Consider the following 25,557-nt stretch of genomic DNA (forward strand, 5'->3'; position numbering starts at 1 on the left):
AGATTGTTTTCAGTAAGGCCATTTTGGGAACGTTCTCTAATGGTCTTGAAGGCATTCATCCGATCATTAAGGATCTTTGATGACGCTTCCGGAGCTGCTGGCGGCGCGGGCCGTCGCCGACCCCGATGGCGTTGCCATGATCGTGGACGGGGTCGGGGAGCTGGCGTACCGGGATTGGGACGCGCGGGCGAACGCGGTCGCGAACCGGCTGATCGGCCAGGGGATCACTGGCGGGGATCGGGTTGGGCTGGTCTTCCCCGCTTCGGGGTGGATTGAGTACGCGGTCGCGTTCCTGGGGGTGCTTCGGGCCGGGGCGGTCGCGGTGCCGCTGTCGGACCGGCTTCCGGCGGCAGAGATCGGACAACTGTCGGCGCACTGTTCGATGGCGGCGATTGTGCGGGATGCGGCGGGGTCGGATGTGACGCCGCCTCCGGTGGTGGTGCGAGCGGGTGATCCGGCGCAGATTCTCTACACCTCGGGGACGACCGGGGCGGCCAAAGGGGTCACGGCCACACATGCCAACCTCGCGTACGGATTGCGGGCGGAGCCGCGTTACCGGGCGTTTCGCCACTCCAAGCATTTGGTCCACGCGTTTCCGATCGGGACGAACGCGGGGCAGATGATGCTGGTGAACGCGCTGGGGGCACATCCGGCGGTGGTGACGTTGCCACGGTTCACCCCCGGCCGGTTCGCCGGATTAATCCGGAAATATCGGGCGGGGACGGTGTTCGTCGTGCCGGCTATGGCGATCGAGCTGATCAATGCCGGGGTCGAGCCGCTGGAGAGCGTGCTGCTGCTGGGGTCGGCCGCGGCGCCGTTGCCGTCGGCGGTGGCGTCGGAGCTCGGCGGGCTGTTCCCGCAGGCGATGATCACGAACTACTACACCTCCACGGAGGCCGCGCCCGCGCAGACGATCATGCTGTTCGATCCGGAGCGGCCCGGGTCGGTCGGGCGGCCGGCCGCCGGGGGCGGAGTGCGGGTCACCGCGGCGGACGGGTCGCCGGTGGGGGTCGGCGAGACCGGCGAGGTGTGGATGCGGTCGCCGGCTGCGCCGCGCGCGTACTTCGGCGATCCCAGGTCCGGAGTGTTCCGGGATGGGTGGGTACGGATGGGGGATCTGGGCTATCTCGACGACGAGGGGTACCTCTACCTGGTCGATCGGGAAAGTGATGTGGTGAAGTCGGGGGCGTACAAGATCTCGACTTTGAAGATCGAGGAGGCGCTGCACGCGCATCCGCTGGTGAAGGAGGCGGCGGCTTTCGGAGTGCCGCATCCGGTGCTGGGGACGGTCGTGGTCGCGGCGCTGGTGGTTCGGGATGCGGTCGCGCCTGAGGAGGTGCGGGCGTTTCTGGGGGAGCGGCTGGCCGGGCATGAGGTGCCCGCGCGGTTGCTGACGCTGGAGACGCTGCCGCGCAATCGGGGCGGCAAGGTGGATAAACGTGCTTTGCGGGCGCTTTCATGAGTGAGGCGTCGTTCGCGCAGGTGGGGATGTGGATCACCGAGCGGATGGGGCGGGCTCGGTCGGCCTATCACATGCCCGTGCTTATCAGGATGGATGGTGCGCTGGACGCGAGCGCGCTGATCCAGGCGTGTGAGGCGGTCATCCGGCGGCACCCGGTGCTGTCCAGCGCGATCGTCGAGGATGACGGGCTACCGGTGGAGGTGCGGGGGGCACGACCGAAGGTTCGGGTCACGACATCTGGCGATCTGGACGCGTTGGTGTTGGAAGAGACGCTTCGTCCGTTCGATGTGGAGCGGGGGCCGCTGGCGCGATTCACGCTGGTACGGCTGGCGCCTGAGCGGCATGTGCTGGTTTTCGTGGCGCATCATCTGGTTTTCGACGGGGAGTCGAAGGATGTGCTGGTGCGGGATCTGGCGGCGTTCTACAACGGGCGCACGCTGCCGCGGTTGACGGAGACGTATGCGGGGTTCGCGGCGGATGAGCGGGTTCGGGTGGCGGGTGACCTCGCGGAGGCCCGCGAATTCTGGGGGGCCCGGTGGCGCGAGCCGGACGATGTGATCATCCCAGGACTACCGGAACAGCGTTTGTCCGAGGCGCGTTCGCCCGAGGCGAGCTTGTCCGGGCCGCTTTCGTCCGGGCGTCCTTCGCCGGAGCCGCGTCATGCTGGCGCGGAGGCGCAACAAAATCAAGGGTGGGTGCTTGGGACATCTACCCCAAGTCGCCTCGCGAGCGAAGGCACGGCGTCTAATCCGCGGATTTCCGGGCAACGGCGCGGGGCTGCCTTCGCGAAGGCGTACAAATTCCGCGTGGAGCTTCCTGAAATTTCGGATATTTCGCGGTTTGAGTTGTTTTTGGCTTCTGTGCAGGCGTTGCTGTTCTCGTATGGGAATAGCGAGCCGGTTTGTGCGATTGATGTGTCTACCCGGACTTCCTCGGTTCGGGAGAATATTGGGTTGTTCGTCAACGAGTTGCCCGTTGCCTCTCGGCCTTCTCCTGATATGTCCGTCGTTGAGCTGGCGCGCTGGCTCCGTGCAGAATTGCGGGAGATTTATAGGTTTCGTGCGGTGCCGGTTGCTCGTGCCGTACGCGGGCTAAGGCCGCGAACGGCGCTTGCGGCTGTATCGGTGAGTTACCGGAAACGGCGCGACGAACCCGATTTTGCCGACCTTCGGACCAGTGTGGATTGGGCTGTTTTTAATCACGCCGTCCGCAGTCTTCTGCACTTTCAGGCCGTCGACACTTCTGACGGCCTCTTCGTGATCATGCAATATGGCTCAGATTCCGGCTCTCCCGACGAGACCCCGGAAATCGCTCAAATAGCGGAGGACCTTCTCACCATCATGAAAAATCCGGATAACTCCGTCTCCCTTGACCTCCGGAGTGACTCCGAGGTCACCCCCGACGCCACCGACCTCGCCGGCGCCATCCGCGAAATCTGGCAGGAAGTCCTCGGCATCGACCAGATCGGCGACGACGAGGACCTTTTCGACCTGGGCGGACACTCTCTCACCATCACCCAGATCATCGCCCGCATGCGCAAACGCCTCGGCATCGAGGTCGCCCTCGACGTCTTCTTCGACACTCCCACGATCGCCGGCGTGGTCGACTCCATCCACGCCTCCGAACCCGCGGTCAGCACGACGTGACCCTCGCCCCCATGCCCGGCATGTCCCAAACCATCCCGGCCACCGAATCACCGCCAGCCACCGCAGGCCGAGCCAGCCTGGACACCGAGCCACGGCCAGCCACCACAGGCCGAGCCAGCCTGGACACTGAGTCACCGCCAGCCGCCACGGACCGAGCCAACCTGGATACCGACTCACACGAGGCTGCTGTCACCCGAGCCGATCTGGAGTTGTTGCTCCTGATCCGGCATTTCGAGCTGGCCCTCCTCGACCTGTTCGCCCGCGGCGAGCTGAACGGCACCACGCACACCTGCCTCGGCCAGGAATACGTGCCGGTCGCCCTCACCCCGCTGCTCCAGCCCGACGACTACGTTTTCAGCAATCATCGCGGTCACGGCCACTATCTCGCCCGATACCAGGACCCAGAAGGTCTGCTCGCCGAGATCATGGGCCGCGAGGGCGCGATCTGCTCCGGGGTCGGCGGCAGCCAGCACATCCTTCGCGACCGCTACCTGTCCACCGGCGTACAAGGAGAAAGCCTGCCCGTCGCGGCGGGCGCCGCGCTGCACCTGCGCGGCACCGGCGCCCTGGCCTGCGTCTACATCGGTGACGGCACCTGGGGCGAGGGCTCGGTCTACGAAGCGCTCAACCTGGCGTCGCTGTGGAACCTCCCCCTGCTGGTGATCGTCGAGAACAACGGCATCGCCCAGTCCACCCCCACCACCCGCCAGCTCGCGGGCACGATCCGCGACCGCGCGCACGCCTTCGGCATCCGCCACCACGGCGTCACCTCGATCGACCTCACCGAGATCCGATCCCAGATCGCCGCGCTCATCGCGTCGGTACGCACCGATTCGCGCCCGCTGGTCATCGAGTTCGCCACCCACCGCCTCGGCCCGCACAGCAAGGGCGACGACACCCGCTCCCCTGACCAGGTACGCCAGCTTCCCGACTGGTATCGCCGCGTCGAGCCCACTCCGCTTTTCGCCCAGGCCGATCAAGCCGCGCGAACCCGAATCGCGGCAATCGTCGGAGAGGTCTCGGCCCGCCCGCTGTCCCGGTGGTCCGCGTGCGGGTAGCGGAGAACCTGAACGCCGCCCTCGGCGACCTGCTCGAACACGACCCGAAGGCGTACCTGATCGGCGAGGACGTCCTGGACCCCTACGGCGGTGCCTTCAAGATCACCCGCGGCCTGTCCACCCGCTACCCCGGCCGTGTCCTCGGCACCCCCATCAGCGAATCCGGCCTCACCGGCCTGGCCGCCGGCCTCGCCCTCTGCGGCGACACCGCCATCGTCGAGATCATGTTCAGCGACTTCGCCGCCCTCGCCTTCGACCAGATCATCAACTTCGCCGCCAAATCCGTCTCCATGTACGGCTCGCGCGTGCCGATGCGCCTGATCGTGCGCTGCCCCACCGGCGGCGGACGCGGCTACGGCCCCACCCACAGCCAGAGCCTGCAGAAACATTTCATCGGCGTGCCCGGCCTCGCCGTATACGAGATGTCGGCATTACACGACAATCACGCGGTTCTCGCGGCGATGGTGGCCTCCGCCCAGCCCTGCGTGTTCTTCGAGGACAAGGTCCTGTACACGCGCCGCATGCACGCCCTCGACCCCCTCTTCAACCAGGACATCCTCCACGATGTCGCCCGCGTCTTCATCGACGACCCGGCCACCTCCGACTGCGTGATCATCGCCCCCGGCGGCGTCGCCGACCGGGCGCTGGCCGCGATGCGACAGGTCTTCCTGGACCGCGAAGTGACCTGCTGCCTGCTGGTCCCCTCTCGCCTCTACCCGTTCGACGTCGAACCCCTGCTTCCTGCACTCCAGAACGCGAAAGCCATTCTCGTCGCGGAAGAAAGCACCGCGGGCGGCACCTGGGGCGCGGAAATCGCCCATCAAATTCACCAGCGCCTCTGGAAAACCCTTCCCCGGCCGGTGACCCTGGTCCACTCCGCTGACAGCGTCATCCCCACCGCCGCCCACCTGGAGCAACAAGTCCTCCTCCAGGAATCCACCATTCACACCGCCATCATGGAGGCCCTCCATGCCTGAAATCAGGGTCCCCAAACTCAACAACAACGACACGTCGTACATCGTGGTCGAATGGCTCGTCGAAACCGGCCAGCACGTAAAAGCCGGAGACCCAATCGCCGTCCTCGAAACCTCCAAAGCCGCCGACGAAATAACCACAGAAACCGACGGCTACGTCTGGCCATCAATACCCCTAAACGCCGACTGCACACCGGGCCAACTCCTAGCCCATCTAACAACCACCCCCGAATCACCCCAACCCGCCACAGCCGCAAATCCTCCACCATCCACGCCGCCCTTAGCCGCCAAATCATCTGCCTCCACGGCTGATGTCAGAATGGGGCTGTCCGCAGACTCGTCTGCCTCGCTTTCCGTATTCGCATCCCCGCCCGTGTCGCCTTCGGCTATTGAATCGTCTGCGTCGCATGCCGGCATTGGACCGTCCGTGCCTTCCGTAGACGCGTCAACGTCGCTCTCCATCTCGGCTGGCGCTTCGACGGCTCATGGCGGAATCGCATCGGCATCTTCGTCGGCCGCTCCTCGTTCGGCCGGTTCCCCTTCGGCTACGCAGCCGCCCTTGATCACGGTTCCCGCGCAGGCGCTCCTCGACGAGTTGGGGATTCCCGTGGAGCGGGTCTATTCCCTTGGGCTCAGCGTGATCAGACGTGCAGATGTCGAGCGCCTTGCCGCCGAGAACGTGCCCACCGCCACCTACGAGCTACCCAAAGTGCAACGGGCCGTGGCCAAAGCCGTCCAGTTGTCTCATGCGACGATTCCCGCCGCCTACACCGTGATGGCGATGGATCTGGACGACACACTCGACCTCGCCGCCCGGCTGACCCGTGAGGTGCGTCGCCCCGTCGGATTAGCCGAACTCTTCGTGCTGGCGGTCGCCCGGCTTCACGCCACGTTCCCGATGTTCTTCGCCACCCTCGCCGACGACAGAACCGCACGCCTGTCCGAAGCCCCCAATATCGGCGTCACCGTCGACACCGGCGAGGGCCTCTACGTTCCGGTGATCCATAACGCGGCCGACCGCACGCTGAAGGAGGTCGCGACCCGTCTGATGGAATTCCGCCTGGCCTCGACGACCGGCGACTTCCGCGAATCCGACCTCGCCAACGGCAACATCGCGGTCACTCTCCACCACGACGCCGACGTCTCCCTGGCGATCCCGTTCATCTTCCCCGGCCACGCCTGCGCCCTAGCGATCACCGCTCCCCAACCCGTCCTCACCCTCAACGACGACACCCTGACCACCAAAAAGGTCGCCAACATCGGCCTCGCCTACGACCACCGCCTGATCAACGGCCGCGAAGCCGCCCTCTTCCTCCGCGCCCTGAAAGACACCATCCACGAACCGTTCCCAATCAGTGAGCAGGAGTGAGTCTTGGACCCACGCCCCGGGCACTGCGCGGATCCCGAACGGTTTTGGGTGCGCTGGTCGCCCGCGTTCCTTGCGTGTTCCCTGTCCGGGCACGTGCATCGTGTGCACGCTCCGTGACGGGGCGGCGGGTTTCCTCATTCCCTCGGCCGTCCCGATTGGCCTGGACGGTCCGATGCCCACGACGATCGCTCTGGTCGTCATGGGGCGGTGCCGTCCGTCGCCGGATCGGATGCCCGAGGGCGCGTCGTCCGATGCCGCATCGTGCCGGGTGGTGGTGCGGCGGGGCGCGGCCATGGGCTTCTGCCAGTGCTGCGCGACCCACTGCGTGGTGTAGGCCGGTCGCCGCTGGACGAGCGTATTTCGCACGGATGCTTGAGGAACGCGCGCCGCGGCTACATCCCCGCTAGTCCCCGGCCATCACGGTAAAGGTGAACCCGGCGCTCGTCGGACGGCGCAGCGGAATGTCAGGTGCTGTCATGGTGGGGGAAGCCCCCTTCTCCTTCCTCGCGCCGGCCGTCGGCGGCAGGCTCCCGATGGCGCTAAGGACGACCGCGGCGCGGTAGGTGATCGCGTGCTTGTCGTAGCGAGCCGCGAGCCCTCCATCAGGGACCACGCCAACACCTGCACAGACGAGGTCACTTGGTCGTCATGTCCGAACAGGGCTCATGGATCGCGTTCGGCCTGCACAAACAACGCCCCGCCGCCAAGCAACCTCCAGTCCCCCTCACTCGCCGCGCACCGAGTGCGGTGCCGATGATTCGAATCGCTTCCGTGGCCTGCGCTCGCTAGGCATGGTCCACTACTCCGTGGTATCGTATAGTGGTACTCGGTACTACGAAGTACCAGGAGACCGAAGAGGACCCACGATGGACGACCTGACGGAGATGCTGAAGGGCACGCTTGAGGGCTGCGTGCTTGAAATCATCGGCAGCGAGGAGACCTACGGGTACGCCATCACGCGTCGGCTGAACGAACTCGGCTTCGCCGACGTCGTCGAGGGGACTGTTTACACCATCCTGCTGCGGTTGGAGAAGAACGGACTCGTCCAGGCGACGAAACGACCGTCCGGGCTGGGCCCGCCGCGCAAGTTCTATGCGCTCAACGACGCGGGGCGCGAAGAACTCGCAACGTTCTGGGCTAAATGGGAGTACATCACATCACGGATCGACAAGCTCAAGGAGGGCGGGAGATGAACTTCTGGGAGACCATGACAGGCAGCGATCTCACCAGGGAATGGAAGGCGTTCGAAACCCGGGCCGAGGCATTGCCGGCCGACTACCGGGCGGCGTGGGAGGAGATCAAGGGTCATCTTTCTCTCTACTCGGACTTCACAGGTCGAAACCTGATGCCGATTCTCGACAATGCTCTGGGGCTGCTCGAAGAGACAGCGTCCGATGGGCGGAGCATTCACGAGGTGCTGGGTGACGACATCGAGGGCTTCTGCGCGGCGCTGGCCGGCGGAGAAGGGGCCCGGAGCTTTCACGACCGGTGGCGCGAGCAGTTGAACAGGAACGTGGCAAGGAAATTGGGCCGGCTAGGAGGCTGACGTGGGCATCCAAGACATCATCGAGGGCAAGAAGCAGTGGCGGGCGCACATGGCGCGGGTCAAGGCGCTCCCGCCGGACTATCAGATCGTCTACAAGGAGATTCAGAGGTACTTCTTCAAGGTTGGACCGATCGACTTGCTTGACGGGTCCCTGCTCTCAGGGATCGTCGATTTCTTCGGGGAAGGCGTCGCGGCCGGCAAGGGAGTCCTGGAACTCATCGGCAACGACGTCGCTGCCTTCTGCGACGACCTGGTCAAGGACTCGCGCACCTACGCGGACATCTATCAGGAGTCCATCAGAGGGGAACCCGGCACAGCCGAGAAGTAACACCCGTCGACTCGGCCCTATACCGCTTGATCAGCGCCAGCGCCTGGATCATCGGCGCATGTACGGTGTTGGTCGACCGAACTCCAGCGCCTCGATGATCTGAATCAAGCCCGTGCGGTATAGGAGGTCTTGAACACGCGCTGCTTGTGCTGCCGGTACGAAGATCCCTTGGCCTTTACTCGTGCAGCAGCGTCACCAGAGTCTTATAGCCGCCGCGCACTCACCTACGAAATCAGCCGAGCGAGCGAGCCGAAGCGGCGCTACCAGTAGCCCTGGAGACACTCACCGGGCCGACTGAGGACGACGGCGCCATCGGCCATCCAAGGCGGTTTCCCGCCACCTCTCACACGGCGATCAATGCGCTGCAGCGGTACCCGCAGTCCTTCAGGCCGCCGGACAAGGCGGACAGCCTGCCAGCGACGCCGGAAGATCTCGCCGACCTGGTCGAGCAGAGAGCGGCGGACGGAACTCCCATCCGCGAAGCCGCCGGGCAGGGCTGGCCGGAATTCGCCGAGGCATTCCTAGCGAACCATCCGCCGGGACAGCGGATCAGCCGCGAGCGAGAACGGCTGACCAACGCCATCGATCGCGCCACGGGCGACAAGCCGTGACCAAACAGAGAACGGATATCTGAATGACAGCCAATAGGGTCCGAGGGCCTGTGATCCACGTGCAGGGCCTGCAGAAGTCGTACAAAGAGCTGCAGGTGCTGCGCGGCGTGGACTTCGACGTGGCGCGGGGCAGCATCTTCGCCCTGCTCGGCTCCAACGGGGCGGGCAAGACCACGGTCGTGAAAATCCTGTCCACGCTGCTCAAGGTTGACGCGGGCACGGCCAGCGTCAACGGCTTCGGCATCGCCACGCAACCAGCGAACGTACGGGAATCGATCAGCCTGACGGGGCAGTTCGCGGCCGTCGATGAGATTCTCAGCGGGCGGGAGAACCTGGTGCTGGTTGCCCGGCTGCGGCACCTCAAGGATCCGGGCAAGATCGCCGATGACCTGCTGAAGCGTTTCTCGCTGACGGATGCGGGCGCGCGGAAGGTGTCGACGTATTCGGGTGGCATGCGCCGCCGCCTCGACATCGCGATGAGCCTCATCGGCAATCCGCCGGTCATCTTCCTCGACGAACCGACCACCGGACTGGACCCCCAGGCGCGCATCGAGGTGTGGCAGGCCGTCAAGGAACTCGCCCACCACGGTACGACGGTGCTGCTCACGACGCAGTATCTGGACGAGGCCGAACACCTCGCCGACCGGATCGCGATCCTGCACCAGGGCCGGATCATCGTCAACGGCACCCTGGCCGAGCTCAAGCGACTGCTCCCGCCGGCCAAGGTCGAATACGTCGAAAAGCAGCCGACTCTCGAGGACGTCTTCCTCGCCCTCATCGGTGACAACGGCAAGAACGGCCATGACCGCAATGTTGGTACGAACGCGTAAGGAACCACGATGACCAAGCATTTCTTCGGCGACACCGCCGTCCTGCTGGGACGATCCCTGCGCCACATCGCGCGCAGCCCGGACACCATCATCACCACCGCGATCATGCCGATCGCCATGATGCTGATGTTCGTCTACGTGTTCGGCGGCGCGATCGACACAGGGTCGGAGTCGTATGTGAACTACCTGCTGCCCGGCATCCTGCTCATCACCGTTGCCTCGGGCATCGCCTACACCGCGTTCCGGCTCTTCACCGACATGAAGAGCGGCATCTTCGAGCGCTTCCAGTCCATGCCGACCGCACGCTCGTCCGTACTGTGGGCGCACGTGCTGACCTCGCTAATCGCCAATCTGATCTCGCTCGTGGTCGTCGTGCTCGTCGCCCTGCTGATGGGCTTCCGCTCGGCGGCGGGAGTGCCGGCATGGCTCGCGGTGGCCGGCATCCTGATCCTGTTCACCCTGGCATTGACGTGGCTGGCCGTCATCCCCGGCCTCACCGCGAAGAGCGTGGACGGCGCGAGCGCGTTCTCCTACCCGCTCATCTTCCTGCCGTTCCTCAGCTCGGCCTTCGTGCCCACCGACACCATGCCCGGCCCGGTGCGCGCCTTCGCCGAGCACCAGCCGGTGACCTCCATCGTCGACGCCCTCCGCAACCTGTTCACCCAGCAGCCGGTCGGCACCGGCATCTGGATCGCCCTCGCCTGGTGTGTCGGCATCCTCATCGTCGCGTTCGCCTTCGCCATGAACACCTACCGCCGCAGGACCGCCTAGGTAGGTTCGCTAGCCCCACCGGGATGAAACGGGGAATTCCCAGGACTTGCGGTGCTCACCCGCGAATACGCAGCCCACGAGGCGTGGGATGGAACCCCGCTGCCTCCAGGGCGGCCCCCAGCGGTGACGATGTGATCGCGGTCCCATCCGCTCGCTCAACGGTCAGCTTGCCCAGCGCCCCTTCTCGTACGGCGGTCGCCAACGCGGTCACCGCCGGGCGAAGGTCGTCCTCCGCCCCGAACGAGAGCAGCGTCTTCCCCCCACGCTCCACATAGAGGATGAGCCGCCCGTCGACCAAGACCACCAGCGACCCCGCCTTGCGCCCCGGGCGATGCGTGACGTCCTCGGCCCGATCGGGCCACGGCAAAGCGGCTCCGTAAGGATTGGCCGGATCAGCGGCCGCCAGCACGACCGTGCGCCGAGGCGGTCGACCATGCGCCGTCACCCCGGCCTGCCACAGCGAATCGAGCGGCGACCCACCCTGGCTCGCCGCCTCGGCTTCCGCGGCGCCTGACGGCGCCATGGCCCGCATGCGATCGACGGCCCCCGGACTGGCGAACTGCGCTCCGCCCAGACCTTCGACGAAGTAGCCGCGACGGCATCGCCCGCTCTCCTCGAACGCCCGAAGCACCTGATAGACGGCCGAGAATCCGCCGGGCAGACGCTCAGAGGTGACGCCGCCCCTGGTCAGCACGCCATGCCGCTCAAGCAGCACCTCGGCCTGCGCGTGGACGCGCTGGGTGCCGTCCCCGGCGGGCTCCGGCAGCAACCACCACCGGCCGCCAACCGTCGGCGGCCCCGTACGCGTCGGCAGGACCGCGCGCCGTCGCCGGGTCGCCGCCGGTCGATGCGCGGGCCTGCCCGTGCCCAGCGTCGCCCGCAACGGCGCGAGCGTGTCCCCGGTCACCCGCCCCGACCAGACGAGATCCCACAACACCGCCGCCAGTGTCTGATCATCCGGCACCGCCCCCGCGCCGGGCGTCACCCGATTCGAAAGATCACGGAAGAAGAGTGCCCCACCTCCGCTGAGAACCTCCAGCACAAGGTCGTGCAACGGCGTCATGGTGATCTCGGCAGGCTCCGGCATGAGCAGCGGAGCCGTATCCGCGAAATACAGCGAAACCCACCCGTCCCCACCCGGCAACGACCCCTGTCCGGCCCAGATGACATCACCCGAAGCCGTCAGCTCGTCCAGCAAAGCCGGCGAATACCCCGGAACCCGCCCCGGCAGCACCAACGTCTCCAACGCCGAAGCCGGAACCGCCGCCCCTTGCAGCCGCTCGATCGCATTCACCAGAGCGTCCATCGCCTGCATCGGGCTCCGGCCGCCCTGGAACCCCCGATTCTCCGACCCGCCAGACGCCGACGCCATCCGGCCGGGGCCATACTGAGCCCCCGAGCCGTCGTACGTCCGCATCGGGCTGCCGTCGCCACCGAGGTCGTCTCGATTCGCCGACCTCCCATAGGCGCGGGTGGCTCCCCGGCCGTCCCTGGAAATCTCCGAATTCTCCGAGGCGTCGAACAATTGTGTGCTGACGCCATGCCATTGCGGCAGGAAGGCGGCCAGCACCTCGGGCGGAACCGGTTCCACTTCCTTGCGGAGCCGGGCCAGCGATCTGCGCCGGAGCAGGCGGAGCACGCCGGAGTCGCACCACTCCTCACCGCGACCCCCGGGCCGGAACTCGCCGCTCACCACACGTCCGGACGCCGCCAGCCGCCGCAGGGCGTCGTTCACGACGGCGATGCCCACGCCGAAGCGGGCGGCAGCCGTACCGGCCTCGAAGGGTCCTCGGGTGCGGGCGTGCCGGGCGACGAGGTCGCCGATCGGGTCGGGGGCGGAGGATCGTTCGCCGCGGAGGGTCGCGTCGGGCGGATCCAGGAACTCCAGCGGCACGCCGACCGGGAGCGGCGCGCCGAGCGCGTCCCGCAGCCGCCAGGCGTCCTCGATCGCGGCCCACTGCTCCTGGCCCGCGACCCGCACCCTGATCACCCGTCGTGCCCGTTCCAGCTCGGCCAGCCACCGGGGGTCGCCCTCGCGGATGGACACGTCCTCGGTCAGCAGCGGACCGTGCGACCGGAGCAGATCGGCCAGATCCTCCGCGTCCCGCAGCGGCCGGTCGAGCCGGGCCAGCTCGCGTTCCGACTCCGCGATCACGTCAGGATCGAGCAGCTCCCGCAGATCCGCCTGGCCCAGCAGCTCGGCGAGCAACGACGTGTCCAGCGCGAGCGCCTGCGCCCGTCTTTCGGCCAGCGGCGCATCCCCTTCGTACATGAACGCGCCGATGTAGTTGAACAGCAGCGACGCCGCGAACGGCGACGCCTGACCGGTCTCCACCTCGACCACTCTGACCCGCCGCGCCGAGATGTCCCGCATCAGCTGGACCAGCCCGGGCACGTCGAACACGTCCTGCAGGCATTCGCGCATGGTCTCCAGCACGACCGGGAAACTCGCGTACTTGCTGGCCGCGCCCAGCAGCTGGGCCGCCCGCTGCCGCTGCTGCCACAACGGGCTCCGCTTCCCCGGCATACGGCGAGGCAACAGCAGCGCCCGCCCCGCGCACTCCCGGAACCGGGACGAGAACAGCGCGGAACCGCCCAGCTCCTCCACGACGATCTGCTCGATCTCCTCCGCGTCGAACGCCGCGAGATCCGAGGGCGCGTCGTCCAGCGTGTCCGGCACCCGCAGCACGATCCCGTCGTCGGAGTGCACGGCCTGCACGCCCACCCCGTATCGTTCGCGCAGCCGCCGCCCGATCGCGAGCGCCCACGGCGCGTGCACCCGTGCCCCGTACGGCGAGTGGATCACCACTCGCCAGTCGCCCAGCTCGTCGTGGAACCGCTCCACCAGCAGCGTACGATCATCCGGCACGTAGCCGGTGGCGTCGCGTTGTTCCTTCAGATACGCGAGCAGGTTCGCGGAGGCGAAGGCGTCCAGCCCGGCGGCCTGGACCCGCTGGTCGGCCGCCCCGCCGCCCGCCGACAGTTCGCGGACGAACGCGCCGATCGCCCGGCCCAGCTCGGCGGGCCGGCCAAGCGTGTCACCGTGCCAGAAGGGCAACTTCCCCGGCAGCCCAGGAGCGGGCGAGACCAGCACCCGATCCGCTGTGATCTCCTCGATCCGCCACGAGGTCGCCCCCAGCACGAAGACGTCCCCCACGCGGGACTCGTAGACCATCTCCTCGTCGAGTTCCCCGACCCGGCTGGACTTCTCCCCGACCAGGAACACCCCGAACAGCCCACGATCGGGAATCGTCCCGCCATTCGTGACCGCAAGCCGTTGCGCCCCCGGCCGCCCCTGCAACGTGCCCGTCACCCGATCCCACACCAGCCGGGGCCGCAGTTCGGCGAACTCCTCGCTGGGATAACGCCCCGCCAGCATGTCCAGCGTCGCCTCCAGCGCCGACCTGGGCAGAGTCGCGTACGGCGCTGCTCTCTTCACCAGTTCTTCGAGCTCGTCGACCGTCCACTCGTCCACGGACGTCATGGCGACGATCTGCTGAGCGAGCACATCGAGCGGATTGCGCGGATACCGCATCTCCTCGATCTGCCCGCTCTTCATCCGCTCGGCCACTACCGCCGTCTGAACCAGATCCCCCCGATACTTCGGGAAAATCACCCCCCGCGACACGGCCCCCACCTGGTGCCCCGCCCGCCCGATCCGCTGCAGCCCACTGGCCACACTCGGCGGCGCCGCCACACACGCCACCAGATCGACCGCCCCCATGTCGATCCCCAGCTCAAGGCTCGACGTGGCCACCACAGCCGGCAACCGCCCCGACTTCAGCGCCTCCTCGATCTGCGACCGCTCTTCCTTGGAAACCGACCCATGATGCGCCCGCACCACCTCAGGCACCGCCCCCTTGGACGCCCCCGCCTGCGCCATCATCGCCGCCGGCGTCCGCAACGACCCAGCGGGCCCCCCTTCCCGCCCCCGAGCCAACACCTGCTCAAACCCCGAAGCCCAATGCACAGGCTCCCGCTCGACGGGCGCTATGTCGGTTTCATCGTCATGCGCCTGGTCAGCCGCATGCTCCCGCTGGCCGAATATCTCGCCGGTGGGGTCGTCGGGTTCGTGGTCAGACGTTTGCTTGGCCCAGTGAGCGGGCTTCTGTTGGTCGAGCGTCTCGCTGGTGGGGCCGTCGGGCGTGCGGCCAGACGCTTGCTCACCCCCATGAACAGATTCCCCCTCGACGGATCCTTCGTCGGCGAGATCGCTAGGCATATGGCCAAACGATTGCCCGGCCTCGGTCTCCTCCGGGTATGAGCCCGTCTCACCTCCTGCGGCGAGGGATGTTCGGAAGGTCCGGCGTTCCCAGGCCAGTTCGTTGAGGCGGGTGCAGAGGCGTTCGGAGAGGCGGCGGGAGTTGGCGAAGATGATCGTCGAGTGGTGGGACTCGATGAGGTCGAGGAGGTGTTCCTCGACGTGGGGCCAGATGCTGCGCTGGGCGGGTTCTCCGTGGGCGTCTGAGGGCATGCCGGAGACTTCGGTCATGTCTTCGACGGGGACGACGACGTCGATTTCGAGGACTTTGTCGGAAGGGGGTTGCACGATCGTGGCCGGGCGGGAGCCGCCGAGGAAGGCGGCCACCTCGCTGACCGGGCGCACCGTCGCGGAGAGGCCGATTCGCTGGGCGGGGCGGGGGAGCAGGGCGTCCAGGCGCTCCAGGCTGAGGGCCAGATGGGCGCCTCGCTTGGTGGGCGCCACCGCGTGCACCTCGTCGATGATCACCGTCTCGACGCCGCGCAGGGCTTCGCGGGCCTGCGAGGTCAGGATCAGGAACAGGGATTCCGGCGTGGTGATCAGGATGTCGGCCGGGTTAGCGGCGAAACGGCGCCGATCCTCGGCCGAGGTGTCCCCAGACCGAATAGCGACGGATATATCCGGCACCGGAAGTCCCAGCCGCCTCGCCGTCTGCTTGATCCCGGTCAGCGGCGCCCGCAGGTTCCGCTCAACGTCCACCGCCAGCGCCTTCAACGGCGACACGTAGAGGACCCGGCAGAGTCGTTTGGGCTTGGCTTCACGCTTGCCCCGCCGACCCGCCCCGGGACCTGAGCGACCCGATCCAGGACCTGGCCTGCCGGATCCAGCAGCTGGGTGGCCTGATCCGGCACCTAGTTGGCTCGGTTCGTGACCGTGCCGGTTTTTGCCGTGCTTATCTTTGCTGGGCTGGTCATCGCCCTGTCGGGCTGGTTCTGTTCCAGAATCCTTTGCTTCGCCCGGGTTTGCAGAGGTGTCGACGGAGCTTACGGGTGACATTTGCCCGGCGGCGAGCCGATCGAGGGACCAGAGGAAGGCCGCGAGGGTCTTGCCGGAGCCGGTGGGGGCCACGACGAGGGTGTTGTCGCCGCGGGTGATCGAAGTCCACGCGCCTTCCTGGGCGGCGGTGGGTACGGCGAATGCTCCGGCGAACCATTCCCTGGTCACCGGGTCGAAGCACTCCAGCGCGCTGCCGCTCATCAAATCTCCTTGAGCGTCGGAACCTCTGGCTTCGACCGTGGCGAGGAAGTCAACTCAACCCCGGCCGCCGGTCTGCCCCCCATCATGCATGCCAGCACCGACACAATCCCGCGACGCCCGCCTTGATCCTTCTGTCATCGTATTACCGATATGTTCCGTTTTGTCCCAGCAAAGAAGGGGCCGACGCCAGCCTGTTCAGGGCACGCCAGTGGACCGCAGATGGAGGAGATTGTGGGCTGCCGTGACGGATTGATCGCCCTTTTCGGGGGACAATCACCTGAACTATGGACATTGACTATGCGGCCATCGAGTCAACACGTGAAGGAATCCGCGACCGCTACCTCCAGGAGCGGCGGCCGCCCAGCAGCGCACGTGGCCTCCACCACTTCGCCCTGCTCTCCTCCAACGTCGAACGTACGATCCAGTTCTACCAGGAACTGCTGGAGTTCCCGCTAACCGAGATCTTCGAGAACCGGGACTACAAGGGCTCCAACCACTTCTTCTTCGACATCGGCAACGGCAACCTGCTGGCCTTCTTCGACTTCCCCGGCCTCGACCTCGGCCCGTACCAGGAGGTTCTCGGCGGCCTGCACCACATCGCGATCTCCGTCGACCCCGTCAACTGGGAACGGTTGCGGGGCAAACTGGAGGCGGCAGGCGTACCACACGTCCTGGAAAGCGGCGCCTCGATCTACTTCCGCGACCCCGACGGAGCCCGCCTGGAACTCCTCGCCGACCCCCTCGGCGAAATGTACGGCTCCCGCGTCCTCTAACCCCTCGTCGGGTTCGACCTTCAGCGGCGGGAAGCGCGGCGGGTGCGGGGGACTCCTTCGCGGGGGACCGGGGCGTTGGCGGCGTGTCGTTCCGCGCGTTCGGCCTTCTGGTCGATGACGGCCTGGCGGATCAGGTTCCGCAGGCGCTTCTTCCTGGCCTTGCGCGCGTGCCGGATCGCGGGGGTGAGCTTGGGCATGGGGGCCTCCCAGTGCTTGCGCCTCGGCGTGTCCCCCGGTCGCGCCCGTTCCGTCGTGGATTCTTCCTATCCCAGTCGCGGCCATACTTGAACCCATGCGCCTCACTGAATTCTGGGAACGGATGAACACCCACTTCGGCGCGGGGTATGCGGAATCGTGGGCCCGTGACTACGTCATCGCCGACCTGGGCGGCCGGACGGTGGAGCAGGCCCTGGCCGACGGCGTGGGCGCCAAACAGATCTGGCGAGCCGTCTGCCAGGCCGTGGACGTGGACACCCGCCTGCGCTGACATACCCCTCCTCACCGAGGCACGCGGCGGATCAGGACTCGGCCAGCAGTTTCTTGACCGAGTCGGCGGTGAGGTCGAGGTCCTCGGCGCTCTCCTGGCCGTCGGGCGACCAGAGGAAGAGCCAGCCGTCCTTCGCGGGCGTGGCGAAGACGATCGTCTGCCTGCCGGTGTGCGGATGCCAGACCCAGAGGACGGGGTCGTCGCCCCCCAGCATGCGGCTCACGAGTCCGCGCTCCGGTAACTGCTCGGCCAGCGCCTCCAGATGGGTACGGCGTTGCCGGGCGTACGCGCTGGTGCTCGCCACGTCGCCACCTAGGGGTTCGCAGTTCCTCGGCCGCGCGAACGGCCCGTTTCCTCAAGGATCGCTGCAGGTCAGTGGCATGGCAACAGCTCAGACAGAATGCCCGGGAATGTGACTCTGAGGTTGGGGTGGCCAATGGCATTCGTGGGTGTTTGCGCAGCCCCGGCGGAGCGCATCTCGCGTTCCGGGTGAGATCGAACAGTCGTTCGGCTATATTTGACCTGCCGCCTTGGTACGTCGCCTCTTCCGTGAGGCCCGGAAAATGTCGGCGGCACCCCGTAGCTTTCCGGTGACCGAGAAAACCACGACCCTCACAGGGGGCACCCCAATGGCAATCAACGACCGCGAGAAGGCCCTTGAGACCGCCCTCGCCCAGATCGAGCGGCAGTTCGGCAAGGGCTCCGTCATGCGCCTCGGCGATGATGCCCGAGCCCCCATCGAAGTGATCCCGACCGGGGCGATCGCGCTGGACGTCGCGCTCGGCATCGGCGGCTTCCCCCGCGGCCGGATCGTCGAGGTCTACGGCCCGGAATCCTCGGGTAAGACCACGGTCGCCCTGCACGCGGTGGCCAACGCCCAGCGCGGGGGCGGCATCGCCGCCTTCATCGACGCGGAGCACGCGCTCGACCCGGAATACGCCAAGAAGCTCGGCGTCGACGTGGACGCGCTCCTGGTCTCCCAGCCGGACACCGGCGAGCAGGCACTGGAGATCGCCGACATGCTGATCCGCTCCGGCGCGGTCGACATCATCGTCATCGACTCGGTGGCCGCCCTGGTCCCGAAGGCCGAAATCGAGGGCGAGATGGGCGACAGCCACGTCGGCCTCCAGGCCCGCCTGATGTCCCAGGCCCTGCGCAAGGTCGCCGGCGCCCTCAACAACACCGGCACCACCGCCATCTTCATCAACCAGCTCCGCGAGAAGATCGGCGTCATGTTCGGCTGCTTCTCGTACGGGACGCGGGTGACGCTGGCCGACGGCACGCAGGAGAAGATCGGCAAGATCGTCAACCAGCGTCTGGACGTCGAAGTCCTGTCCTACGACCCGGAAACCGACCGGGTGGTGCCCCGCCGCATCGCCAACTGGTTCGACAACGGCAACGCGGAGCGTTTCCTGCAGTTCACCGTCGCCAAATCCGGTGGCAACGGCAAGGCGCAGTTCGCGGCCACGGAGAACCACCTGGTCCGCACCCCCGGCGGCTGGGCCGAAGCCGGCGAGCTCATCGCCGGTGACCGTGTCATGATCTCGGAAACCCATCGGCTCAGCGATTCGCAGTGGCAGGTGATTCTCGGCTCGGTCATGGGGGACGGCAACCTCTCGCCCAACCGCCGGGGCCGGTCCGGCGTTCGGTTCCGGATGGGTCATGGGGCCGAGCAGGAGGCGTATCTCGACTGGAAGTGCTCCCTTCTGGGCAACGTCGGCCATTCGAAGAGCACCAACGCGACGGGGGCGGTGTTCGCTGATTTCACCCCCCTCCCCGAACTCGACGAGCTTCGCCAGGTGGTCTACTTCGGCGACGGCAAGAAGCACCTGACGTGGGAGTTCCTCAAGGCGCTCACCCCGCTCGCCCTCGCTGTGTGGTACATGGACGACGGCGGGTTCACGGTTCGCTCCAAGGGTCTTCAGACGCGCACCGAAGGCGGTTCCGGGCGGATCGAGATCTGCGTCGAGGCCATGAGCGAGGGGTCGCGGGATCGGCTGGCCGACTACCTGCGCGACACTCATGGGCTCGACGTCGAGCTCCGGCACGCGGGCGCGCGTCAGGTCGCGGTGCTCCAGTTCAGCACCGAGTCCTCGGCGAAGTTCCAGCAACTGGTCGCCCCCTACGTGCATCCGTCGATGGCCTACAAGCTGCTGCCCCGCTTCCAGGGCCGGTTCGCGGTCGAGCCGCGGTTCGCCGAACCGGAGAACCGGCTGGTCCCGGCCGCGATTCTCGATGTGCACGTCAAGCCGGAGACGCGTTCGATGAAGAAGTTCGACCTTGAGGTCGAGGGCACGCACAACTACTTCGTCGACGGGGTCATGGTTCACAACAGCCCGGAGACCACGACGGGCGGCAAGGCGCTGAAGTTCTACGCGTCGGTCCGTCTCGACGTCCGCCGGATCGAAACCCTCAAGGACGGCACCGAGCCGGTCGGCAACCGCACCCGCGTGAAGGTCGTCAAGAACAAGATGGCCCCACCCTTCCGCGTCGCCGACTTCGACATTTTGTACGGCTTCGGCATCTCCCGCGAAGGCGGCCTGATCGACATGGGCGTCGAACACGGCTTCGTCCGCAAGGCCGGCGCCTGGTACACCTACGAAGGCGACCAGCTCGGTCAGGGCAAGGAGAACGCCCGCAACTTCCTCAAGAACAACCCCGACATCGCCAACGAGATCGAAAAGAAGATCAAGGAAAAACTCGGCGTCGGCCCCCGCATCGACACCCCGCCCGCTCCTCCCACCACCCCCGCCCCCACAACCACCTCCACAGCCCGCACCAAGTCCACCCCCAAGCCCGGCGACGTCTAAACCACCTCACGACCCTCAGCGCCAGCGCCCATATCTAAGGGCTAACCGTGGTCCTCCCACCCACCCCCCTTGTAGGGCGCTGGCGCTCGGTCCCTCGTGTAATGGATCACGTCTCGATGTAGGCCTTAGAACCGCTGACCTGATCACCATGGCCACAGAAGCGACAGGCCGCTGGCTGGAAAGCGACCGAGATTCACGACCCGTCCACACTTGACTACTCGGCGACTCCCACCCCACACCAAACAGAATGCCGCCGGAGCCCGGCCGCTCGGCGGCTGCGCCGCCGCCAACTCGCGGCTGCGGCAGCCCGCTCGTGGCGCCGGTGCGGCGAGAACCACCACCAGCGTTAACGGCGCCGGATAACGGTGAGCAACCCGGCAACCTGCTCATTGTGTTAGGTGCTCTTACACAGGAGAGCTTTAGCACTGATGTCGAGTTTAAGTGGAGGTGGATTCCGGGAAGGGGATTCTCTCGCTTGTGCTCTCTTTGGGGTGGGCGCTTGACCTTGCCAGAGGCGATGGACCAGGTCCATGACGATGGCCACATGCGCAGGCGCGGGCTGGCCGTTGGTGCACGCCGAGGGTCAGCGCCGTCTGGTCGGCGCTGGGCTTTCCACCCTGGAGTTGGTGTGGCGACATGGCCTGGAATTTGGCGTTTTATGCGCGCGCGTATAAGTCGAATATCAAAGTTTATACTGAGCGGAAGTTAGTTTTGGGGGCGGGTGCCATGGGTGGGTCCGGTGCTCAAGGTGTTGAGGCTCAAGGTGTCAAAGCGGCTGAATCCAGTGCGCTCCGGAATGTGGCGTTTGACCTTGATGCATATGTGCGGCGTATTCGGAGCGGATCTTGCTTCGTCTGTGCCGTGGTCGAGGGCAAGCCTGGATACGACCTTGAGCAGATCGTGTACGAGGACGAGCAGCACATTGCCTTCTTGGATCGTTACCCAACGATGCCCGGCAAGGTGCTGGTCGCTCCGAAGACTCATGTCGAGCACGTGGTGCGTGATTTGGATGAAGACGCATATCTGCGGTTGATGACGATCGTTCGTCGAATTGCTCTCGCTGTTGAACAAGTTGTCCCGTCCGAACGCACCTACCTGCTCACGCTAGGCAGTCAGCAGGGCAATTCGCATCTCCACTGGCATATCGTCGCGTTGCCGCCTGAAACTCCGTATGAGCAGCAGCAATATCACGCCCTGATGACCGAGAACGGCGTAATCCCCTGGACGCTTGAACAGGCGGTCACCCTCGCCCATCAGCTCCGGACAGCCCTGGCCAGGCGGCGATGATGGACCATTGGGAGGATTCGGACGGCGGGACTTCCAACCGCAGGACACCGGGGCGCGAATCATCCGCGCGCGAATCGTCCGAGCGCGGGTCGTCCGCGCGCGAATCGTCCGCGCGCGGGTCTTCCGCGGGCGAGTCTTCCGAGCGTGGGTCTTCTAACCGCAGGACGTCGAGGCGTGGATCGGCCGAGCGTGAATCGTCGGAGGGTGGGTGGTTCGGGGGCGGGCCTTCTGAGCGTGGGTCTTCTAGCCGCAGGACGTCGAGGCGTGAGTCGTTCGAGCCTGAGTCGTTCGCGGGTGAATCGTCGGAGGGCGGGTCTTCCGCGGGCGGGTCTTCTAACCGCAGGAGGTCGAGGCGGGAATCGGCCGAGCGTGAGTCTTCGGGGCGTGGGTCTCGCGAGCGCCGAGATGAAGGTAGTCCGGAGGCCAAGGCGCGAGCTGTTTGTCTGCGGCTGCTGACGTTGGCGCCCAGGACTCGGGCGCAGTTGGCGGAGGCGTTGCGTAAGCGGGAGGTGCCTGAGGACGTGGCCGAGGCGGTTCTGGAACGGTTCTCGGAAGTTGGGCTGATCGATGATGAGGCATTCGCCGCCGCATGGGTGAGTTCGCGGCACACAGGACGAGGTCTCGCCAGGAGGGCTCTGGCTCAAGAGCTGCGTCATCGGGGAGTGCCCGAGGACACGGTGAAGGACGCCGTGCAGCAGCTCGACCCAGACGAGGAAGTGGAAACCGCCCGGCGCTTAGTGGCTCGAAAGCTCCCCGGCACCAGGAACGCCGACCCCCAGGCGCGAACGCGCAAACTGGTCGGCATGCTGGCCCGCAAGGGCTACTCACCCGCCCTGGCCTTCCGCATCGTCCGCGAGGCACTCGAACAAGAAGGCATCACCGACCCCGACAGCACTCAAGACGACGACATCCTGCAAGCCGAGATCCACGACGACGAAATCTAGAGAGACCGTAGCGACCGCATGGCGGATGCATCAATGGCTTGGTGATCATCAAGCGGTGTGCAACCGGAGGGCTCTATCAATGGGGAACGGAGAGTGTCACTCCGGTAAGAGCGCCTTCGAAGGAAGATGCCATGAGCCGCCTGACCGCATACATGATCGTCTTGTACCGGAACATGACCCGCCCGACCCGCTACATCGTCACGAGCGTCATCGCCGTGCTCGTCGTCGGCGTCGCGATCGCCGGAATCACCAGAACCTGGAACACATACGTCGTGTACATGCTGGTAGTGGCTGGGACGATCACCATCCTTCAAATTCTTCGCGCAGGCCCACCCGACAAGGAACCCGATTCCGAGCAGTGACACCGTATTTACGCCGAACGCCCTGAAGCGGATCGACGGGTCCAGCGACCTGCCAAAGATGGATGCCCGGCCTCTCCCGTGGCCCCCGCCGTGATCGTCGACCTCGTCACGGACTGCTTCGACCCGTGCCTCGATGCGTTCCCGAGTTGCCGGTGAGGCGGCCGTGCAGCTCTTCAGGTAGTGGGCGGGGTGGTTGCAGATCTGCTTGAGCCCGGTCAGGAGCTTCCCCGCCAGGCCGCGCCTGGCCATACCGTCGGCGTCGGCGATCTGCGCCATACCCTCGCGGACGGCGGCCGCGTAGCGCGGGACTTGGAGACGAGAGCACTCCCGGTCTCCCCGGCGCTGGCGGTCCGGGGTGAGGGCGCGCCTTGGACTTCGCGGCGCCTGGTGGTCTGCGGCAAGGGCACGCCTCGGTCTCTCCGGCGCTGGCGGGTCTGAGACGAGGGCCTGCACGTACTTCCGCGCGGGGCGCTGCCAGCCGGGCCACCGCGTCCGCGACTGCTCGCAGCATGTACTTCCGCGCGCGGGCGCGGCCACGGCTTGGCCGGGCAGATCGGCGATGCCGGGCAGATCGACGACGCCGAGGAGGCGAGACGACGCCGAGGAGTGCGCCGGACGACCGTGCGAGAGCCTTGATCTTGTCATGGGGCATGTCCTCGGCTCGTGATCAACGAAGAGCGGCCCACGCCCGGCTCCCCCGGTGCTAGTGGTCTGGGTGGCTTGCGGATGGGTGGCCATCTTGACAGAGGCGGTGACATCAATGATCTCGAAGGCCGTCCCTCAGCGACCGCGACCGGCTTCAGGTCGGGTGGGGACTGGAGGGTGGGGTGGCGTTGGTAGGGGGTGAAGGTTGAGGGTGAGGTGGTTGGGGGAGGTTTGGGGTGAGGTGTATGGGGTGTTAGGGGTTGGGGTTTTCGGGGGAGGGCTGTGGGTTGGGGACTGGGGCTCCAGAGGTTGTGGGTTGTCGAGATGATCGAGGAAAAGTCGCTTGACAGAGCGTCTTTGCTTGCTCGTTACCTCTCTGACGCTTAATCTCGACCGCAGTGAGGAGTTACTCCGCGCAGCGCGGATTGCCATAACGGTGAGTTACGGACCCTGACCGCTCTTGGGTGCGATATTTGCCCTGGTGACGCCAGTGTGACGCCACCAGGCGTTGCCGTGCTGTGCGTGTGACCCCTTTACCGGCTGACGCTAGGAGGGGTGGGCGCGCAATGGATATGACGATCGTGATCGTGCTGGCAGTGGCGGTGCTGCTGGCGGCGTTCGTAGCGATTGCCGCCCTCCTGGTTCTGTTGCTGCGCCGTACCGCTCCGAAGGAGACCGGGCCGACAGCCGAGCAGATCGCTCAGTTGAAGGCGGAGTTGACTGAGAAGGAGCTGGAGCAGGCGCGGCGGGACGCCGATGAGATCCGGGTGCGGGCTGAGAGCGACGCAGGGGAGATCATCCGCAAGTCTGAGGCGCTGGTGGAGAACGCGGCGCTGATGCGGCGGGAGGTCGAGGAGGAGTCGCGGATCCTCAAGAACGAGTTGAAGGAGCTGCGCGCCGATCTGGAGCGCAGGGAGAACCGGCTGGGGGAGCGGGAGCAGCGGCTCGACGAGGAGGCGCGGCGGCAGGCCGAGCGGGCCAGGCAGCTGGCGGAGACCGAGACCGAGCTGGCCGATCGGCGGGTTGAGCTGGATCAGGTGGCGGAGAAGCGGCGGCAGATCCTGGAGCGGGTCGCGGGGCTGACAGCCGAGCAGGCCAAGAACGAGCTGGTCAAGGAGATCGAGAACCAGGCCAAGCGGGAGGCCGCGCTGATCGTCCGGGAGATCGAGAGCGATGCCCGGAAGGAGGGGGAGAAGCGGGCCTGCAAGATCGTGACGCTGGCGGTGCAGCGGGTGGCGACCGAGCAGACGGCCGAGTCCGTGGTGAGTGTGCTGCACTTGCCGGGGGATGAGATGAAGGGCCGGATCATCGGGCGCGAAGGGCGGAATATCCGGGCGTTCGAGTCGACCACCGGGGTCAATCTGATCATCGATGACACGCCGGAGGCGGTGCTGTTGTCGTGTTTCGATCCCGTTCGCAGGGAGACCGCCAGGTTGACCCTGGAGAAGCTGGTGCTCGACGGGCGGATTCATCCGCAGCGCATCGAGGAGGCCTACGAGCGCAGCAAGGCCGAAGTGCAGGATCTTTGTGTACGCGCGGGGGAGGATGCCCTGGTCGAGCTGGGCATCACCGACATGCACCCCGAACTGGTCACCTTGCTCGGCCAGCTCCGCTACCGCACGTCGTACGGCCAGAACGTGTTGAAGCATCTCATCGAGTCGGCGCACATCGCCGGGATCATGGCCTCGGAGCTGCGGCTCGACCGTGATCTCGTCAAGCGCTGCGCGCTGCTGCACGACATCGGCAAGGCGCTCACCCACGAGGTCGAGGGCAGCCACGCCCTGATCGGCGCCGAGATCGCCCGCCGGTATGGCGAGCACGAGGACGTCGTGCACGCCATCGAGGCCCACCACAACGAGGTCGAGGTCCGCACCGTCGAAGCCGTCCTCACCCAGGCCGCCGACGCCATCAGCGGCAGCCGCCCCGGCGCCCGCCGCGAATCCCTTGAGGCCTACGTCAAGCGCCTGGAGCGCCTGGAGGAGATCGCCCAGTCCTACGAGGGCGTCGACAAGGTCTTCGCCATGCAGGCCGGCCGCGAAATCCGCGTCATGGTGCGTCCCGACAACGTCGACGACATCCAGGCCCAGGTGATCGCCCGCGACGTCGCCAAGCAGGTCGAAGAGGAACTCACCTACCCGGGCCAGATCCGCATCACGGTCGTCCGCGAATCCCGGGCCACCGAATTCGCCCGCTGAT

General features: G+C 66.5%; 22 protein-coding genes and 1 pseudogene. 18 read left to right on the forward strand and 5 right to left on the reverse strand.

The window, feature by feature from the left end; translation table 11 throughout:
* Window positions 1-79 precede the first annotated feature (79 nt).
* From Aple_RS41325 to Aple_RS41350, 6 genes are all read left to right on the forward strand, one after another.
* On the forward strand, window positions 80-1,462 hold the full coding sequence (locus Aple_RS41325) for a class I adenylate-forming enzyme family protein (RefSeq protein ID WP_155350230.1): 1,383 nt from the start codon (window positions 80-82) through the stop codon (window positions 1,460-1,462).
* Window positions 1,459-3,108: a condensation domain-containing protein gene (locus Aple_RS41330; protein ID WP_155350231.1), complete on the forward strand. Its 1,650-nt coding sequence runs from the start codon at window positions 1,459-1,461 to the stop codon at window positions 3,106-3,108. The genes Aple_RS41325 and Aple_RS41330 overlap by 4 nt, the downstream gene beginning before the upstream one ends.
* 209 nt (window positions 3,109-3,317) lie before the next feature.
* Window positions 3,318-4,166: a thiamine pyrophosphate-dependent dehydrogenase E1 component subunit alpha gene (locus Aple_RS41335; protein WP_246265112.1), complete on the forward strand. Its 849-nt coding sequence runs from the start codon at window positions 3,318-3,320 to the stop codon at window positions 4,164-4,166.
* Window positions 4,157-5,143 (forward strand): alpha-ketoacid dehydrogenase subunit beta, encoded by a 987-nt coding sequence (locus Aple_RS41340; RefSeq protein ID WP_155350233.1) that lies wholly within the window; start codon window positions 4,157-4,159, stop codon window positions 5,141-5,143. Before Aple_RS41335 ends, Aple_RS41340 begins: the two co-directional genes overlap by 10 nt.
* A complete protein-coding gene (locus tag Aple_RS41345) occupies window positions 5,136-6,509 on the forward strand; it encodes a 2-oxo acid dehydrogenase subunit E2 (protein ID WP_155350234.1) in 1,374 nt (457 codons plus the stop codon). The genes Aple_RS41340 and Aple_RS41345 overlap by 8 nt, the downstream gene beginning before the upstream one ends.
* 172 nt (window positions 6,510-6,681) lie before the next feature.
* Entirely contained in the window at window positions 6,682-6,843 is a 162-nt protein-coding gene (locus Aple_RS41350; protein WP_155350235.1) for a hypothetical protein, read from the forward strand.
* Between the two features lie 69 nt (window positions 6,844-6,912).
* On the opposite strand, the gene Aple_RS41355 is transcribed toward Aple_RS41350, so the two are convergent.
* Window positions 6,913-7,122, reverse strand: a complete 210-nt coding sequence (locus Aple_RS41355) for a hypothetical protein (RefSeq protein ID WP_155350236.1) — start codon at window positions 7,120-7,122, stop codon at window positions 6,913-6,915.
* Window positions 7,123-7,375: 253 nt separating this feature from the next.
* On the opposite strand from Aple_RS41355, the gene Aple_RS41360 reads away from it, so the two are divergent.
* The 5 genes from Aple_RS41360 to Aple_RS41380 all read left to right on the forward strand — a co-directional run bounded on the left by Aple_RS41360 (window position 7,376) and on the right by Aple_RS41380 (window position 10,595).
* On the forward strand, window positions 7,376-7,702 hold the full coding sequence (locus tag Aple_RS41360; RefSeq protein WP_155350237.1) for a PadR family transcriptional regulator: 327 nt from the start codon (window positions 7,376-7,378) through the stop codon (window positions 7,700-7,702).
* Window positions 7,699-8,055, forward strand: a complete 357-nt coding sequence (locus Aple_RS41365) for a DUF1048 domain-containing protein (protein WP_155350238.1) — start codon at window positions 7,699-7,701, stop codon at window positions 8,053-8,055. The genes Aple_RS41360 and Aple_RS41365 overlap by 4 nt, the downstream gene beginning before the upstream one ends.
* 1 nt (window position 8,056) lies before the next feature.
* Complete coding sequence (locus tag Aple_RS41370; protein ID WP_155350239.1) at window positions 8,057-8,383, forward strand: DUF1048 domain-containing protein; 327 nt, start codon at window positions 8,057-8,059, stop codon at window positions 8,381-8,383.
* A gap of 634 nt (window positions 8,384-9,017) precedes the next feature.
* Window positions 9,018-9,824, forward strand: coding sequence for an ABC transporter ATP-binding protein (locus Aple_RS41375; protein ID WP_155350240.1), 807 nt, complete (start codon window positions 9,018-9,020; stop codon window positions 9,822-9,824).
* A gap of 9 nt (window positions 9,825-9,833) precedes the next feature.
* Window positions 9,834-10,595, forward strand: coding sequence for an ABC transporter permease (locus Aple_RS41380; RefSeq protein WP_155350241.1), 762 nt, complete (start codon window positions 9,834-9,836; stop codon window positions 10,593-10,595).
* A gap of 55 nt (window positions 10,596-10,650) precedes the next feature.
* Here Aple_RS41380 and Aple_RS56680 read toward each other — a convergent pair whose 3' ends face one another.
* Together Aple_RS56680 and Aple_RS41385 are read right to left on the reverse strand one after the other, a co-directional pair.
* Window positions 10,651-12,012: an Lhr family helicase gene (locus tag Aple_RS56680; protein ID WP_444978889.1), complete on the reverse strand. Its 1,362-nt coding sequence runs from the start codon at window positions 12,010-12,012 to the stop codon at window positions 10,651-10,653.
* A 126-nt stretch (window positions 12,013-12,138) separates the two neighbouring features.
* Window positions 12,139-15,951 (reverse strand): annotated as a pseudogene (locus Aple_RS41385) (DEAD/DEAH box helicase); the annotation flags it as partial.
* A 386-nt stretch (window positions 15,952-16,337) separates the two neighbouring features.
* On the opposite strand from Aple_RS41385, the gene Aple_RS41395 reads away from it, so the two are divergent.
* Window positions 16,338-16,826, forward strand: coding sequence for a VOC family protein (locus Aple_RS41395; protein ID WP_155350242.1), 489 nt, complete (start codon window positions 16,338-16,340; stop codon window positions 16,824-16,826).
* Window positions 16,827-16,846: 20 nt separating this feature from the next.
* Here Aple_RS41395 and Aple_RS41400 read toward each other — a convergent pair whose 3' ends face one another.
* Window positions 16,847-17,023: a hypothetical protein gene (locus Aple_RS41400; RefSeq protein ID WP_155350243.1), complete on the reverse strand. Its 177-nt coding sequence runs from the start codon at window positions 17,021-17,023 to the stop codon at window positions 16,847-16,849.
* Window positions 17,024-17,118: 95 nt separating this feature from the next.
* On the opposite strand from Aple_RS41400, the gene Aple_RS41405 reads away from it, so the two are divergent.
* Window positions 17,119-17,313, forward strand: a complete 195-nt coding sequence (locus Aple_RS41405) for a DUF3046 domain-containing protein (RefSeq protein ID WP_155350244.1) — start codon at window positions 17,119-17,121, stop codon at window positions 17,311-17,313.
* Window positions 17,314-17,344: 31 nt separating this feature from the next.
* On the opposite strand, the gene Aple_RS41410 is transcribed toward Aple_RS41405, so the two are convergent.
* On the reverse strand, window positions 17,345-17,617 hold the full coding sequence (locus tag Aple_RS41410) for a hypothetical protein (RefSeq protein ID WP_155350245.1): 273 nt from the start codon (window positions 17,615-17,617) through the stop codon (window positions 17,345-17,347).
* Window positions 17,618-17,942: 325 nt separating this feature from the next.
* On the opposite strand from Aple_RS41410, the gene recA reads away from it, so the two are divergent.
* From recA to rny, 5 genes are all read left to right on the forward strand, one after another.
* Window positions 17,943-20,123 carry an intein-containing recombinase RecA gene (gene recA, locus Aple_RS56505; protein WP_155350246.1) on the forward strand — a complete coding sequence of 727 codons (2,181 nt, stop codon included), beginning with the start codon at window positions 17,943-17,945 and terminating at the stop codon, window positions 20,121-20,123.
* A gap of 636 nt (window positions 20,124-20,759) precedes the next feature.
* Complete coding sequence (locus Aple_RS41420) at window positions 20,760-21,410, forward strand: HIT family protein (RefSeq protein WP_246265113.1); 651 nt, start codon at window positions 20,760-20,762, stop codon at window positions 21,408-21,410.
* Window positions 21,410-22,354: a recombination regulator RecX gene (gene recX, locus Aple_RS55135; protein WP_246265115.1), complete on the forward strand. Its 945-nt coding sequence runs from the start codon at window positions 21,410-21,412 to the stop codon at window positions 22,352-22,354. Before Aple_RS41420 ends, recX begins: the two co-directional genes overlap by 1 nt.
* Window positions 22,355-22,485: 131 nt before the next feature.
* Entirely contained in the window at window positions 22,486-22,716 is a 231-nt protein-coding gene (locus tag Aple_RS41430) for a hypothetical protein (RefSeq protein WP_155350247.1), read from the forward strand.
* Window positions 22,717-23,927: 1,211 nt separating this feature from the next.
* Window positions 23,928-25,556, forward strand: coding sequence for a ribonuclease Y (gene rny / locus Aple_RS41435; RefSeq protein WP_373869696.1), 1,629 nt, complete (start codon window positions 23,928-23,930; stop codon window positions 25,554-25,556).
* Window position 25,557 lies beyond the last annotated feature (1 nt).

This window comes from Acrocarpospora pleiomorpha, assembly GCF_009687885.1.
In the GTDB taxonomy this organism is placed as follows: domain Bacteria; phylum Actinomycetota; class Actinomycetes; order Streptosporangiales; family Streptosporangiaceae; genus Acrocarpospora; species Acrocarpospora pleiomorpha.

Coding starts and splice junctions, on each gene's coding strand:
- Aple_RS41325 (WP_155350230.1), top strand. CDS start 80: ATGACGCTTCCGGAGCTGCTGGCGGCGCGGGCCGTCGCCGACCCCGAT.
- Aple_RS41330 (WP_155350231.1), top strand. CDS start 1,459: ATGAGTGAGGCGTCGTTCGCGCAGGTGGGGATGTGGATCACCGAGCGG.
- Aple_RS41345 (WP_155350234.1), top strand. CDS start 5,136: ATGCCTGAAATCAGGGTCCCCAAACTCAACAACAACGACACGTCGTAC.
- Aple_RS41350 (WP_155350235.1), top strand. CDS start 6,682: ATGCCCACGACGATCGCTCTGGTCGTCATGGGGCGGTGCCGTCCGTCG.
- Aple_RS41360 (WP_155350237.1), top strand. CDS start 7,376: ATGGACGACCTGACGGAGATGCTGAAGGGCACGCTTGAGGGCTGCGTG.
- Aple_RS41365 (WP_155350238.1), top strand. CDS start 7,699: ATGAACTTCTGGGAGACCATGACAGGCAGCGATCTCACCAGGGAATGG.
- Aple_RS41375 (WP_155350240.1), top strand. CDS start 9,018: ATGACAGCCAATAGGGTCCGAGGGCCTGTGATCCACGTGCAGGGCCTG.
- Aple_RS41380 (WP_155350241.1), top strand. CDS start 9,834: ATGACCAAGCATTTCTTCGGCGACACCGCCGTCCTGCTGGGACGATCC.
- Aple_RS56680 (WP_444978889.1), bottom strand. CDS start 12,012: ATGCGGACGTACGACGGCTCGGGGGCTCAGTATGGCCCCGGCCGGATG.
- Aple_RS41395 (WP_155350242.1), top strand. CDS start 16,338: ATGGACATTGACTATGCGGCCATCGAGTCAACACGTGAAGGAATCCGC.
- Aple_RS41400 (WP_155350243.1), bottom strand. CDS start 17,023: ATGCCCAAGCTCACCCCCGCGATCCGGCACGCGCGCAAGGCCAGGAAG.
- Aple_RS41405 (WP_155350244.1), top strand. CDS start 17,119: ATGCGCCTCACTGAATTCTGGGAACGGATGAACACCCACTTCGGCGCG.
- recA (WP_155350246.1), top strand. CDS start 17,943: ATGGCAATCAACGACCGCGAGAAGGCCCTTGAGACCGCCCTCGCCCAG.
- Aple_RS41420 (WP_246265113.1), top strand. CDS start 20,760: ATGGCCTGGAATTTGGCGTTTTATGCGCGCGCGTATAAGTCGAATATC.
- recX (WP_246265115.1), top strand. CDS start 21,410: ATGGACCATTGGGAGGATTCGGACGGCGGGACTTCCAACCGCAGGACA.
- Aple_RS41430 (WP_155350247.1), top strand. CDS start 22,486: ATGAGCCGCCTGACCGCATACATGATCGTCTTGTACCGGAACATGACC.
- rny (WP_373869696.1), top strand. CDS start 23,928: ATGGATATGACGATCGTGATCGTGCTGGCAGTGGCGGTGCTGCTGGCG.